This window comes from Glycomyces salinus (genome assembly GCF_016428645.1).
GTDB classification, from domain to species: domain Bacteria; phylum Actinomycetota; class Actinomycetes; order Mycobacteriales; family Micromonosporaceae; genus Glycomyces; species Glycomyces salinus.
Window position 1 is genome coordinate 91,836 of record NZ_JAELXW010000014.1, and the last position, 13,379, is coordinate 105,214.

At 70.3% G+C, this 13,379-nt stretch carries 13 protein-coding genes; 11 read left to right on the forward strand and 2 right to left on the reverse strand.

What is annotated here, in order from left to right; translation table 11 throughout:
• The first annotated feature begins 85 nt into the window (after positions 1–85).
• The 4 genes from JFB92_RS05770 to JFB92_RS05785 are packed head-to-tail and all read left to right on the forward strand — an operon-like array spanning position 86 to position 5,943.
• The gene (locus JFB92_RS05770; RefSeq protein WP_199035823.1) at positions 86–1,933 is read left to right on the forward strand and encodes an RNB domain-containing ribonuclease; all 1,848 of its coding nucleotides are present in this window, start codon (positions 86–88) and stop codon (positions 1,931–1,933) included.
• A gap of 39 nt (positions 1,934–1,972) precedes the next feature.
• Positions 1,973–3,229: a tyrosine--tRNA ligase gene (tyrS, locus tag JFB92_RS05775; RefSeq protein ID WP_199035826.1), complete on the forward strand. Its 1,257-nt coding sequence runs from the start codon at positions 1,973–1,975 to the stop codon at positions 3,227–3,229.
• Positions 3,230–3,281: 52 nt separating this feature from the next.
• Positions 3,282–4,943, forward strand: coding sequence for a tetratricopeptide repeat protein (locus JFB92_RS26485; RefSeq protein WP_199035828.1), 1,662 nt, complete (start codon positions 3,282–3,284; stop codon positions 4,941–4,943).
• Entirely contained in the window at positions 4,918–5,943 is a 1,026-nt protein-coding gene (locus JFB92_RS05785) for an HAD hydrolase-like protein (protein ID WP_199035831.1), read from the forward strand. The genes JFB92_RS26485 and JFB92_RS05785 overlap by 26 nt, the downstream gene beginning before the upstream one ends.
• A gap of 52 nt (positions 5,944–5,995) precedes the next feature.
• Here the strand turns inward: JFB92_RS05785 and JFB92_RS05790 are convergent, their stop codons facing one another.
• Both JFB92_RS05790 and JFB92_RS05795 read right to left on the reverse strand, forming a co-directional pair.
• A complete protein-coding gene (locus JFB92_RS05790; RefSeq protein WP_199035834.1) occupies positions 5,996–6,343 on the reverse strand; it encodes an SCP2 sterol-binding domain-containing protein in 348 nt (115 codons plus the stop codon).
• A 156-nt stretch (positions 6,344–6,499) separates the two neighbouring features.
• A complete protein-coding gene (locus JFB92_RS05795; RefSeq protein WP_199035837.1) occupies positions 6,500–6,838 on the reverse strand; it encodes an SCP2 sterol-binding domain-containing protein in 339 nt (112 codons plus the stop codon).
• 153 nt (positions 6,839–6,991) lie between these two features.
• On the opposite strand from JFB92_RS05795, the gene JFB92_RS05800 reads away from it, so the two are divergent.
• The 7 genes from JFB92_RS05800 (at position 6,992) to JFB92_RS05830 (ending at position 13,376) form a co-directional block, all read left to right on the forward strand.
• Positions 6,992–7,369 (forward strand): phasin family protein, encoded by a 378-nt coding sequence (locus JFB92_RS05800; RefSeq protein ID WP_199035839.1) that lies wholly within the window; start codon positions 6,992–6,994, stop codon positions 7,367–7,369.
• Positions 7,366–7,566 carry a hypothetical protein gene (locus JFB92_RS05805; RefSeq protein WP_199035841.1) on the forward strand — a complete coding sequence of 67 codons (201 nt, stop codon included), beginning with the start codon at positions 7,366–7,368 and terminating at the stop codon, positions 7,564–7,566. Before JFB92_RS05800 ends, JFB92_RS05805 begins: the two co-directional genes overlap by 4 nt.
• On the forward strand, positions 7,566–8,381 hold the full coding sequence (locus tag JFB92_RS05810; protein WP_199035844.1) for a TlyA family RNA methyltransferase: 816 nt from the start codon (positions 7,566–7,568) through the stop codon (positions 8,379–8,381). Before JFB92_RS05805 ends, JFB92_RS05810 begins: the two co-directional genes overlap by 1 nt.
• Positions 8,382–8,402: 21 nt before the next feature.
• Positions 8,403–9,296, forward strand: coding sequence for an NAD kinase (locus JFB92_RS05815; protein WP_199035847.1), 894 nt, complete (start codon positions 8,403–8,405; stop codon positions 9,294–9,296).
• 117 nt (positions 9,297–9,413) lie between these two features.
• Complete coding sequence (gene recN, locus JFB92_RS05820) at positions 9,414–11,150, forward strand: DNA repair protein RecN (RefSeq protein WP_307789032.1); 1,737 nt, start codon at positions 9,414–9,416, stop codon at positions 11,148–11,150.
• 97 nt (positions 11,151–11,247) lie between these two features.
• Positions 11,248–12,444 (forward strand): putative cytokinetic ring protein SteA, encoded by a 1,197-nt coding sequence (steA, locus tag JFB92_RS05825; protein ID WP_199035852.1) that lies wholly within the window; start codon positions 11,248–11,250, stop codon positions 12,442–12,444.
• Positions 12,441–13,376, forward strand: a complete 936-nt coding sequence (locus JFB92_RS05830) for a copper transporter (protein WP_199035854.1) — start codon at positions 12,441–12,443, stop codon at positions 13,374–13,376. The genes steA and JFB92_RS05830 overlap by 4 nt, the downstream gene beginning before the upstream one ends.
• The last annotated feature ends 3 nt before the right edge of the window (positions 13,377–13,379 follow it).

Here is a 13,379-nt window from a genome sequence, read left to right on the forward strand (position 1 = left end):
GGTCGGGCGCGCCCGACCGACACGGCGGGTGCCTGTGCTGCGTTGCCATACGGCTACCATTGCGCGGGACACCGAAGGAGCGCAGTTGCCCGATTACGACCCAGCCGAGACCGGAGTCATGATCGACTCCGAGACGACAGTGGACCGCGACGACGCCATCTGGATCGAACCGCGCGGCGACGGCCACGAAGTCTGGGTGCACATCGCGCGCGTGGCCGACCACGTCCCGGCCGGGCGCGCCGCAGACGAAGAGGCCCGCCGCCGCGTCCACACCCGGTACCGGGCCGACCACACCCGCCGAATGCTCCCGCAGCCGGTCGAGGAGCGCGCCAGCCTCGATCCCGATCGGGTGAACGAGACCTTCGTCGTCCACCTCCGCGTCGACTCCGGCGGCCACATCAGCATCGCCGACCTCGGCCCGGGCCGACTGGCCCGCTCGTGGGCGGTCACCCACGGCGAGGCGGCCACGGCCGCCTCCGACGCCTCACACCCGCTCCACGAGATGATGGCGCGGGCGCTGCGCTTCGCCCAGACCATGCTGGCCGCCCGCCGCGCGTCGGGCGCGCTGGCCTTCTACGACCTGCTCAGCGGCTTCGCCACCAACGAGGAGGGCCAGCTGGTCCGCCTCGACGCCTCCGAGCGCAATTCCGGGTACATCATCGTCCAGGAGTTCATGATCGCCGCCAACGCCCACATCGCGTCGTGGGCGGTCGAGCAGGATCTGCCGATCCTGTTCCGCAACCACCGCATGGCCGCCGTCGCCGGTGATCCCGGCGAGCTGCGCGACGAGTTGGACGCGGTCGCCGCGACCAGGGACGCCGAGGCGTTCGAGATGCTGCGCCGCCGCACCCGCATGGTCTCCCGCCCGGCCACCTACGGGCCCACCGTCCACGGCCACTCCGGCCTGCGCCTCCCGGTCTACACCCACGCGACCAGTCCGATCCGCCGCTACCCGGACCTGATCACCCAGCGCATCCTGCTCGCGGCCACCGCCGGGCACGAGAGCCCCTATGGCATCGAGACCCTCGGCGAGCTGGCCGACGAGGTCAACACCAGGATCGCCGCCGAACGGGAGCGCACCGCCGAGCACTTTCGGCAGCGCGCCAAGGAGGACGCCGAACGCCGCCTCGAAGAGGCCGAATTCGGGAACCTGCCCTACGCGCAGTTCGCGAAGGTCCTGCGTGTCGCCGTCGAACGCGGCGAGGCCCCGGAGGGCCTGGTCGAGGACACCGAGCGCCGCCTCGACGAGGGCGAGATCCAACTGCGCGAGTTCGCCGCCGTCTACTTCGACGGCCGGGCCGCCGCGTTCACCGACCTGCGCCTCAAGCTCAACCACTACCTTTGCGAGGAACCGCACATCGCGGTCTCCCTGGTCAACAAGTACCTCCAGGACCAGCTCGGCGGTCCGGTCGGCTCCCAGAACATGCTCTGGGAGGTCGAGCCCATCACCGGGCTGCGCATCGCCGCGTTCAAAGCGCGGCTGGAGATCCGCTACAACGACCAGTACCGTCGCTCGGCCATCCGCGTCCAGCGCACCAAGAAGGACGCCCGGAACCAGGCCGCCCTGTCCCTGGCCGCAGCGCTGGCCGAGCTGCCGGACCTGTCGGCCGACGTCGACCCGCGCCAGATCGAGCCGGGGCCGCCCCGGCCGCCGGCCCTGGTCGACCCCGACCTCAACCCGGTCGAGGCCGTCCAGATCTACTTCGCCCGCGGCGTGGTCGACGACCTGTTCTGGCGCTTCGACCACGCAGGACCGGCCCACGAGCGCGTCTACACCTGCACCGCCGGAGCCACCCTGCACTCCAGCGGCGTCGACATCGACGCCGAAGGGCAGGGCGCGAGCAAGCAGTCCGCCAAGAACGCGGCCGCCGAGATCCTGCGGGTCCACATCGAGGCCGCCCTGAGGTTGAGCCGCGCGACAGACGCGGACTAGCCCGAAAAAGGGTTCTCCCCGCTAAGGCACAATGGGGACGTGCATATTCTCGACGACCTGGCCTGGCGCGGCCTCATCCAAGACTCGACCGATCTCGAAGCGCTCCGGGAGCACCTCGACTCGGGGCTCGTCACCTTCTATGCCGGCTTCGATCCGACGGCGCAGAGTCTCCACGTCGGGCACCTCATGCTGGTGCTGACCTGCCGCCGCCTCCAGCGGGCCGGGCTGCGCCCGCTACTGCTCGTCGGCGGCGCCACCGGACAGATCGGCGACCCGAAGGAGGCCGGAGAGCGCACGCTCAATCCGCCGGAGGTCGTCGCCGGATGGGTCGAGAAGATCCGCGATCAACTCGCGCCGTTCGTCGACTACCACGGCGAGAACGCCGCCGTGCCGGTCAACAACCTGGACTGGACCAGCGAACTGAGCGTGGTCGACTTCCTTCGGGACGTCGGCAAGCACTTCCCGATAACGAAGATGCTCTCTCGAGAGATCGTCAAGAAGCGCCTCGAATCCGGCATCTCGTTCACCGAGTTCTCCTACCAGCTCCTCCAGTCGCACGACTACTTCGAACTGCACCGTCGCCACGGCTGCACGTTGCAGATCGGCGGCTCCGACCAGTGGGGCAACATCACCGCCGGGGTCGACTACATACGGCGTCGGGCCGGTGAGCACGTCCACGCCTTCGTGACCCCGCTGGTGACCAACGCGGACGGCTCCAAGATCGGCAAGAGCGACGGCAAGGGGCCTTGGCTGGACGCCGAGTTGACCAGCCCTTACTCCTTCTACCAGTTCTGGTTCAACGTCGATGACGCCGACGTGGTCCGCTACCTGAAGTACTTCTCGTTCATGGGCCGCGAGGAGATCGATGAGCTCGAACGCGCCACCGCCGAGAAGCCCGCCGCGCGGCTGGCGCAGCGGGCCCTGGCCGAGGAGCTGACGATCCTGCTGCACGGCAAGGAGGAGACCGAGCACGTCATCGCCGCCTCGCAGGCGCTGTTCGGGCGCGGCGAGCTGGCCGAGCTGCCGGAGACGACGCTGCGCGCCGCCCTGGTCGAGGCCGGTATGGCCGAGCTGAAGGGGCCGGAGGTCACCGTCGCCGAGGCGATGAAGGAGTCCGGGGTCGTGGCCAGCCTGGGCGAGGCCCGCCGCGCCGCCAAGGAGGGCGGGGCGTACCTGAACAACACCCGTGTGACCGACCCGAACGCCGTCATCGACCCGGCTGACCTGCTACACGGCCGCTACGCGGTGATCCGGCGGGGTAAGAAGACCGTCGCCGGGGCCGACGTGCGGGTCTGAGACGTACACTTGGCTGGTTTTGTCGCGGTGAATGAAATAGGGGGATGACGACGTGGCTGATGACGGCCGCGCCCGAAGGGGCGGAGACGACCGGCGAGGCGGCCGAGGAGGCTACGGACGGAGCGAGGGCGGAAGGCCCGAGCGCCGAGGTGGTCGGGACGACCGGCCGCGCCGCTTCGATGACCGGGATGGCCGCCCGAGGCGCGACCGCGACGACCGCCCGAATCGCTACAACGACCGGGATGACCGCCCGAAGCGGCGCTTCGAGGACCGGGATGACCGGCCGCGCCGTCAAGGCGATCGCGACGACCGCCCGCGTCGCCGTAATGACGACCGGGATGATCGCCCCCGCCGCTTCAACGACCGGGATGACCGCCCGAAGCGGCGCTTCGAGGACCGGGATGACCGGCCGCGCCGTCAAGGCGATCGCGACGACCGCCCGCGTCGCCGTAATGACGACCGGGATGATCGCCCCCGCCGCTTCAACGACCGGGATGACCGCCCGAAGCGGCGCTTCGAGGACCGGGATGACCGGCCGCGCCGTCAAGGCGATCGCGACGACCGCCCGCGTCGCCGTAATGACGACCGGGATGATCGCCCCCGCCGCTTCAACGACCGGGATGACCGCCCGAAGCGGCGCTTCGAGGACCGCGACGACCGCCCCCGCCGTCAAGGTGACCGGGACGACCGCCCGCGCCGCTTCAACGACCGGGACGACCGGCCCCGGCGTGACCGCGATGACCGTCCTTTCCGCGGCCGGGACGACCGCCGCGGGGACCGGCCCCGGTTCGAGCAGCGCGGCGACCGCGACGACGACCGCTTCGGCCGCGACGGCAAACCCCGCCGCGGAAAGGACGCCCTGCGCCCGCTCGAGGAGCGCGAGGCCGGACACGAGGGCCCCATCCGCGTCGGCGAGTCCGACGAGGCCCCGAACCTGCCCGACGGCCCCGAATACGGCTTCGACGAGCTCGACAGGGAGACCAGGGCCGGACTGCGCAGCCTCAACAAGCAGCTCGCCGAGGCCGTCGGCAACCGCCTGATCGCCACCGCCGCGCTCCTGGAGGCCGGGGACGCCGAGGGCGCCCTCGTCCAGGCCCGTTATGCCCGCCGCAAAGCCTCCCGTGTCGCCGCCGTCCGCGAAGTCTGCGGAGTCGCGGCCTACAACGCGGGAGAATGGCAGTTGGCCATGAACGAGCTGCGCGCCGCCGAACGCCTGGGCGGCAACCGCGACCACGTGGCCATGATCGCCGACTGCGAGCGCGCCACCGGCCACCCCGAGCGCGCCGTCGACCTCTACCGACAGTTCGGCGACGACAAGGGCATCGACCCCGAGGTGCGCGTCGAGCTGCTCATCGTCGCCGCCGGGGCCCGCCGCGACATGGGCATGGGCGAGGCGGCCACCGCCATGCTCAAGGTCAAGGCGCTGCACTCTCCGAAGACCGAGCAGTGGGTGGCCCGGCTCCGCTTCGCCTACGCCGAGCAGCTGATCGCCGACGGACGCGAGGACGAGGCCCGCGAATGGCTGTCCAAGGCCATCGCCGCCGACGAGGCGGGCGTGACCGGAGCGGCGGAGCGGCTGCTCGAACTCGAAGGCGTCGACTTCGACGAGCTCGAAGACGAGATCGAGGAAGCGCCCGAAGGCGAATCCGCCGAAGACGACGAGGAAACCCCCGACTCCGAGGAATCCCATGACGAGACTGACCGCCGCGAATAGGCCCCTGGCCTCGGCCTACGACCTGGCCCTGCTCGACCTCGACGGCGTGGTCTACCTGCTCCAGCAGCCGATACCCGAGGCCGCCTCGGCGGTCGGGGCGCTCCCGGGCCTCCAATGCGAGCCGGTGTTCGTCACCAACAACGCCTCACGCAGTCCCGAGACCGTCGCCGAGGCCCTGCGAGGCATGGACATCCCGGCCGAAGCCGGCCAGGTGCTCACCTCGGCGCAGGCAGTCGCCGCCGGGATCGTCCAATACGTCGGTCCCGACGCCACAGTCCTGTGCGTCGGTTCGCCCGCGCTGCGCGAAGCACTGGAGGCGGAACGCCTCGAGCTGACCGGCGAACCCCGCGAGGCGGACGCCGTGGCCTTCGGCATGACATTCGACTTGACCTGGCGCGACCTGACCGCGGTCACCATCGCCGCCCGAGGCGGCGCGTTCTGGGCCGTGGCCAACCTCGACGCGACACTGCCGACTCCCGACGGCCCCCTGCCGGGAAGCGGCGCGCTTGCCCAAGCTGTGGCCACCGCGCTCGGACGCGGTCCGGACCTGGTGGCGGGCAAGCCCCAGCCGCCGATCTACGAGACCGCCCTGGCCCGCAGGCCCGGTGGCCGCGCGATCATGGTCGGCGACCGGCCCGACTCGGACATCGAGGGCGCGAACGAGGTCGGCATCGACTCCATGCTGGTCTTCACCGGAGTCGTCGCCCCGATCCAGGCCCTCGCGCTGCCGCCCGAGCGCCGCCCGACCCATCTGGGCTGGAGCATCGGCGCGCTCACCGAGACCCATCCGGAGGTCCGGCTCAGCGAGTCGACCGCGGAATGCGGCGGCTGGACCGCCGCACTCGACGGCGGCGAGCTCGTCCTCACCGGCGACGGAGCCGAAATGGACGGTTGGCGCGCGCTGTGCGAAATGGCCTGGGCCGGTGCCGATCAGGACCGGTACGACCCCGAACGCGCCCCCACCGCCGCCAGTGAAGCCGCCGAGAAACTCCTGGCCTAGAACGCGAAACGGCCCGGACCGCGAGCGGTCCGGGCCGGAATCTCGGCTTCGATCAGTCGACCTTCAGGGCCTTGCGGAGCTTGGCCAGGTCCTTGACGCTGGCCTTGACCTTGATCTTGCCGGTCAGGAACGCCTTGGCGGGCTTGAGTTCCTTGCTCGCCAGCTTGAGCAGGTCATCGGAAGCGACCGAGACACGCACCTCGGCGTCGGTGTTGTCGCCCTCGATCAGGTCGGTCAGCTTCCCGTTGGAGAGCTTGGCGCTGAACGTAGTGTCAAGGTCTGTGATCTCGCAGGCCAGGGTGCGTTCGAAGTCCTCAAGGCCCTCGAAGTCACCGGACTTCTTGGCGACCTTGCCGGCCAGCTTCTCAAGCACGTTGCGGCATTCGTCGACAGTGGCCATACTGCGGTCCTTCCAGTGGGTTGCGCTCGCGCGCGATGGGCTCGACTGGCCAGAAGGTTACAACGTCTCCCGAAAGCCCTTGCGGCCGACCGGGAGGCAAACGCCACGGTCACGGCACGTGATATAAGCGATCCGACCCGCTCAGGGCCATAGACCTCAAAGGACTCCGCGCAGTTTCATCATGTCCATCATGTTCGCCTTGAGCTTGACCTGTCCGCCGGTGAAGGCCTTCATGAAGTCCAGGTCTCCGGCGACGAGTTTGACCAGGTTGTCCGAGGAGACGATCATGCGGATCTGCGCGTCGGGCTCGTCGCCCTCGGTGATGTCGACCAGCTTGCCGCCCTCGAACCTCCCGTGGAACGTCGTGCCCAGGTCGGTGATGTCGCACGCGAGGGTGCGCTCGAAGCCGGTGAGCTTGCGGACGGACTTGGGGTTCGCGGCCAGATTCGCGGCGAACTGCTCCAGTGCGGTCTGGCATTCCTCGACGGTGGCCATGGTGTCCTCCTCTTAGACGGCGCGGGCGCGGCAATGCGCCCCACCCGTAGGTTACCGGCCGGTACAGCCCAGTGGGCGCGACCCGCCCCGGGTACCGTGGCAGTACGGTTGAACAAGCCCTCGATCCGAGCCGAAAGCAGGAAGGAGCGGGCCATGACCGATTCCACCCGCGCCTACTTCGACACCCTCTTCAACCTGGCCGGGGACTCCAGCCAGCGCGCCAGGGACCTCGCCGGGAAGCTCCGCGAGGACCTCCGCAACGGAGTCGGGCAGATCCGCAGCCAGGGTTCGCGCACCGTCACCGACGTGGGCCGCCTCATCCGCCACGAGGTCGACGCCGGATTCACCAGGCTCGGCCTGGCCACCCAGTCCGACGTCGACGACGCCAACCTGCGCCTAGAGCACCTCGAACGGGAGCTCCAGGACATCCGCGTGCGCCTGGCCGACGCCGAGCGCCGCGCCACGACCCCGCCGGCCCAGGTGACCGCGGGCCCGAGCGACGAAGCCACCAACGACGAGAAGCAGGCATGACCGACGCACCGAATCCGGCCGCCATCGCCGGCCGACTCCGCGCAGGTACTCCCGACGAGGACGTCGAGGCCGAAGTCGAGGCCGCGCTCGGCACGCTCGAGACTCTGCCCGACCTGGCCGTGACCGACCACGTCGCGGTCTTCGAAGGCGTCCAGCAGCGTCTGGCGGAGGTCCTCAGCAACGTCGACGACGCCTGATGCCGGCCCGACACCGCCTCGACGTCGAACTCGTCCGCCGCAAGATCGCCCGCTCCCGCGAGCACGCCCGCGAGCTCATCGGCGCCGGCCGCATCGAACTGCGCGGCATCCGCGCCTCCAAGGCCGCCACCGGCGTGACCGGCGACGACTCGATCCGCCTGGTCGGAGAGACCGACGACTACGTCTCCAGAGGCGCCCACAAGCTCATCGGCGCGCTCGACGCCTTCGAAGTCGACCCGACCGAGCTGCGCTGTCTCGACGCCGGGGCCTCCACCGGCGGCTTCACCGACGTGCTGCTGCGCCGCGGGGCAGCCGAGGTCCTGGCCGTCGACGTGGGGTACGGCCAACTGGCCTGGAAGCTCCAGAGCGACGAGCGCGTGACCGTCCACGACCGCACCAACGTCCGCCACCTCACCCCCGAGCTCCTCGGCGGCCCGGTCGACCTGACGGTGGGGGACCTGTCATTCATCTCACTCGAACTGGTCCTGCCCGCGCTGGCCGCCTGCACCGCCGAAACCGGGACGATGCTGCCGATGGTCAAACCGCAGTTCGAGGTCGGCAAGGGTCAGGTCGGCCCCGGCGGGGTCGTGACCGACCCGGTCAAGCGCGCCGAGACGGTCTGGAAGATCGTCGAATCCGCGGCCGGACTTGGGTGGGGGACCACAGCCGTGGTCCCGAGCCCGCTTCCCGGCCCCAAAGGGAATGTAGAGTTCTTCTGCCGCATGCGCTGCGGCGCGGATACCTTGGCCCGTGAGGCCGTGTTCGACGCCTGTGCGAATTTACGGCTCCGCAGGCGACGCCGAGCGGGCCTCTGACAGGGAAGGCGGTTGAGCCCAGTGCAGCAGAAGCCGAGCCGGGTCCTGGTCATCACCCACCCGCTCCGGGAAGACGTCGCCGAGTTGGCCGAGAAGATCTCATCGGCGCTGCGCGAGGCCGGGGTGGCCGCGAGCATCCGCTCAGGCGAGGTCGCCGCGCTGCGCGAGCCCGACGCGATCATGGTCGGCGACGACGTCTCCTCGGCCCCGGCCGATCTCGTGCTCGCCCTCGGCGGGGACGGCACTGTTCTGCGCTCGGCCCGCCTGGCCGCCGAGGCCGACGTGCCGCTGCTGGGCGTCAACTTCGGCAAGGTCGGCTTCCTGGCCGAGGCCGAGACCGGCGAGCTGGAGACGGTCGTCTCGCGCCTCCTCGAAGGTGACTACACCGTCGAAGAGCGCACCACCATCGCAGTCGAGGCGATCGGGGCCGACGGCCGGAACGTGAGCTCCTGGGCGTTCAACGACATCGCCGTGGAGAAGGCCGAACCGGCCCGGATGCTCGAGCTCTACGTCGAGATCGACGGCTCCCGCATCTCCCGCTACGGCTGCGACGGCATCCTGTGCGCCAGCCCGACCGGGTCGACCGCGCACGCCATGTCCGCCGGGGGACCGGTGGTCTGGCCCGATGTGGACGCGCTGGTCGTCGTCCCGATGAACGCGCACGCGCTGTTCGCCAAGCCGATGGTCATCCACTCCTCCTCGATCATCCGCATCGGCGTCGAATCGGTCGGCACCGCAGGGGCGCTCATCGCCGACGGCAAGCGCATCGCCGAGCTGACAGCCGGGTCGACCGTCTCGATCCGCCGCTCCGACCGCCCCGTCAAGCTCGTACGGATGTCCGAGCGCTCGTTCCCTTCCCGACTGGTCTCCAAACTCTCACTGCCCGTTGATGGGTGGCGCCACGGACGCGTTTAGCTCTCCATTTGCGCGCCTTGCGGTTTGAAACTCGAAAGACTCCGCGTGTTGACGCGTCGGGCGTCACGGCCGCATCTGACCGGACCGATGTCGGTGCGACCCGATAGGCTCGGAGACGTGTTGGACGAGCTTCGCATCCAGAACCTGGGCGTGATCGCCGACGCCACGCTTCCGCTCGACTCCGGACTCACCTGCATAACCGGCGAGACCGGCGCGGGGAAGACGATGGTCGTCGCCGGTCTCGGTCTGCTGTTCGGCGGACGGGCGTCCCGTGCCCCCATCGGCGGAGAGAAGACCCTCGTCGAGGGCCGCCTGCTGATCGGGGACGACTCGCTCGAACTGCGGGAGCGGGCCATCGAGGCCGGCGCCGAACTCGACGACGGCGAGCTGCTGCTCTCCCGCACCGTCTCGGCCGAAGGCCGCTCAAAAGCCTGGGTCGGCGGGCGGGCCGCGCCGGTCGGAGTCCTGGGCGAACTCGGGGAGCTGACCGTGTCCGTACACGGCCAGTCCGACCAGATGCGGCTGCTCCAGCCGTCCGAACAGCGCGCCGCGCTCGACCGCTTCGCCGGGGCCGACCACGGCAAGCTCCTCGACGCCTACCGCGCCGTCCACACCGAACTCGGCGAATGCTCGGCGGAACTGGCCCGGCTGCGCACCAGCGCCCGCGAGATGGCCCGCGAGGCCGACATGCTCCGCCTCGGCCTCGAAGAGATCACCGCCGTCGACCCCCAGGAGGGCGAAGACGCCGAGCTGGCCGGCGAGGCCCGGCGGCTCGAGAACGCCGAGACGCTCCGGCAGGCCGCCGTCACCGCCCACACCGCGATCACCGGCGACCCGTCCACCGGCGACGGCGGAGCGACCGACAGCGTCAGCGCCGCCGCCCGCGCCCTCGAGCACGAGTCCGCCGCCGACGCCAAGGTCGCCGAGTTCGCCGAGCGCCTCTCCGAGGCCGCCACCCTCCTCTCTGAGGCCGCCGTCGACCTCTCCGGATACCTCGAGGAGCTCGACGCCGACCCGGCCCGCCTGGAGGAGATCTACCAGCGCCAAGCGGCCCTGAAGACCCTCTTCCGCAAGTACGCCGAGGACCTGCCGGGCGTCCTGGCCTGGGCCGAGAACGCCCGCAAGCGCCTGAGCGAGCTCGACGTCTCCGACGAACGCGTCAGCGAACTCGAGGCCCGCCAGGACGACCTGCTCCAACGCGCCGGGGACCTGGCCACGCAGCTGCGCGCCTCCCGCAAGTCCGCCGCCGAGCGCTTCAGCGACGCCGTCTCGAACGAACTGGGCGGCCTGGCCATGCCGCACGCCCAGGTCACCGCCTCCGTCGAGCCCCGCCCCGCCGGGAAGGGCGGCGTCGACCTGGTCGTCGACACCGCCGTCAGCGGCGCCACCGAGGACGGCGCCGACGAGGTCGAACTGCTCCTGCGCCCCCACCCGGGCTCGCGGCCGGCCGCCCTGCACAAAGGCGCCTCGGGCGGCGAGCTGTCCCGCGTCATGCTCGCCATCGAGGTCGTCTTCGCCGAGATCGGCGGCCCGCCGATCCTGGTCTTCGACGAGGTCGACGCCGGGGTGGGCGGCCGAGCCGCCGTCGAGATCGGCCGCTGCCTGGCCAAACTCGCCCGCCGCTACCAGGTCCTGGTCGTCACCCACCTGCCGCAGGTGGCCGCCTTCGCCGACCGCCACCTGGTCGTCAGCAAGGACACCTCCGGAGCGGTCACCGTCTCCGGAGTGCGGGTGGTCGACGACGCCGAGCGGGCGCGTGAGCTTGCTCGCATGCTCGCCGGCATGCCCGATTCCCACCTCGGGGTGGCCCACGCCGAGGAGCTCCTGGCCGAGGCTGCGAAAATGAAGGCTTAGCTACATCGCGTCGGCGAGGTGGATTTCTGACCCGCGCGCCCGCTGGGAGGGCGCGCCGCTGCCCCGCACCGGCGCACGAATGGCATGATGATGCACGATGCGTGTACCAAGTTTGCGATTGCCCGGCCGTGGATCGGATGACGAATCCGGGGGCGACTCACTGGTCGGCACCGCCCGGCTCGACCGGCGCACCAAGCGGCTGTGCGGCCGCCTGGAGCCGGGCGACGTGGCGATCATCGACCACGTCGACCTCGACCGGGTGGCCGCCGACGCCCTCGTGGCCACCGGAGTGGTCGCGGTGGTCAACGCTGCCAAATCCATCTCCGGCCGCTACCCGAACCTCGGGCCCGAGGTGCTGGTCAAGGCCGGAATAGTCCTCATCGACGGGGTCGGTGAGGAGATCTTCGGCGCCGTCCGCGAGGGCAGGGCCGTCTCCATAGACGGCGGCCGCGTCCTCCTCGGCGGCGAGGAGATCGCCGCCGGGACCGCCCAGACCGAGCAGAGCGTCGCCGCCGACATGGAATCGGCCCGAGAAGGGCTCTCGGTGCAGTTGGAGGCGTTCGCCGCCAACACCATGGAGTACCTCAAGCGCGAGCGGGAACTCCTGCTCGACGGCGTCGGCGTCCCCGACGTCAAGACCAACTTCAACGGCCGCCACGCCCTGATCGTCATCCGCGGCTACAACTACAAAGAGGACATCGACGTCCTGCGGCCCTACATCCGCGAGTTCAAGCCCATCCTGGTCGGCGTCGACGGCGGCGCCGACGCGCTGCTGGAGGCGGGGCACACGCCCGACATGATCGTCGGCGACATGGACTCGGTCTCCGACGACGCCCTGCGTTGCGGGGCCGAGATCGTCGTCCACGCCTACGCCGACGGCCGCGCCCCCGGCATGGAGCGCATGGACAAGCTCGGCGTCCCGGCCATCCCGTTCCCGGCGGCCGCCACCAGCGAGGACATCGCGATGCTCCTGGCCGACGAGAAGGGCTCAGAACTCATAGTCGCCGTCGGCACCCACGTGACCATGGTCGAATTCCTCGACAAGGGCCGCGGCGGCATGGCCTCGACGTTCCTGACCCGCCTGCGGGTCGGCGGCAAGCTCGTCGACGCCAAGGGCGTCTCCCGCCTGTACCGCCAGGACATGTCGATCTCGGCGCTACTGCTGCTCATCGTATCCGCGCTCGCCGCCATGGCCACCGCGATCGCCATCTCGACGGTCGGGCGCTCCTTCGTGGACGTCGTCGCCGACTGGTGGGACGGGCTGCTCTTCCAGATTGAAAGACTGTTCTCGTGATCAACTTCCGATACCACCTCGTCAGCCTCACAGCGGTCTTCCTGGCCCTCACCGTCGGACTGATCCTCGGCACCGCCGCGCTCAACGGCCCCGCCATCGACGCGCTCGAGGCGACCAGCCAGAGCCTGCGCGACAGCAACGCCGCCTATCGCGACGAGATCGCCGCGCTCGAAGAGGAACTCAACGACGACCAGTCGTTCGCCTCCGAAATCGCCCCTTTGTACCTCGAAGACCAGCTGGCCGACCAGAGCATCCTGCTGGTCACCCTGCCCGGCGTCGAGAGCGAGCAGGCCGACGCCATGACCGAGAAGCTCGAATACGCGGGCGCCACCAGCGCCGGTCGCATATCGATCCTCGACGACTTCCTCGACCCGAACAACACCGACGAACTCGCCGACCTGGTCGACGGGGGAATCACCCCCGACACCATCGAAGCGCCGGTCACCTACGACGGCGTGGCCGCCGTCAGCGCCGTCCTCGCCGCGGTGACCACCGGCAACTTCGAAGGCGAGCCGGTCGAGATCGAACCCGGCGACATCACCACCGCCACCACCGGGCTCGAGGAGCTCGGCATGATGACAGTCGAAACCACTCCGACCGGGACGGCCGACGGCGTCATCGTCCTCGGCGGCGGCGCGGCCTCCGACTCCGACGCCGAGGCCCGCAACACCGGCGTGGTCACCATCACCGGCGCCTTCGCCGTCGACGCCCCGACCACCTACGCCACGACCTCCGCCGGCGGCGAGGGCAACCCGATCGCCACCTTGCGCGGCGACGACTCCGAAGTGGCCGTGTCCACCGTCGACAACGCCAACCTCGTCCAAGGCCAGATCGCGACCGTGGTCGCCCTGACCGAGCAGATGACCGACGGCACGATCCTCCACCTCGGCAACGCCGAGGGCAATGAAGGACTCCTCCCGGACGGGGCTTAGGAT

Coding starts and splice junctions, on each gene's coding strand:
- JFB92_RS05785 (WP_199035831.1), top strand. CDS start 4,918: ATGACGAGACTGACCGCCGCGAATAGGCCCCTGGCCTCGGCCTACGAC.
- JFB92_RS05790 (WP_199035834.1), bottom strand. CDS start 6,343: ATGGCCACTGTCGACGAATGCCGCAACGTGCTTGAGAAGCTGGCCGGC.
- JFB92_RS05795 (WP_199035837.1), bottom strand. CDS start 6,838: ATGGCCACCGTCGAGGAATGCCAGACCGCACTGGAGCAGTTCGCCGCG.
- JFB92_RS05800 (WP_199035839.1), top strand. CDS start 6,992: ATGACCGATTCCACCCGCGCCTACTTCGACACCCTCTTCAACCTGGCC.
- JFB92_RS05805 (WP_199035841.1), top strand. CDS start 7,366: ATGACCGACGCACCGAATCCGGCCGCCATCGCCGGCCGACTCCGCGCA.
- JFB92_RS05810 (WP_199035844.1), top strand. CDS start 7,566: ATGCCGGCCCGACACCGCCTCGACGTCGAACTCGTCCGCCGCAAGATC.
- steA (WP_199035852.1), top strand. CDS start 11,248: ATGCGTGTACCAAGTTTGCGATTGCCCGGCCGTGGATCGGATGACGAA.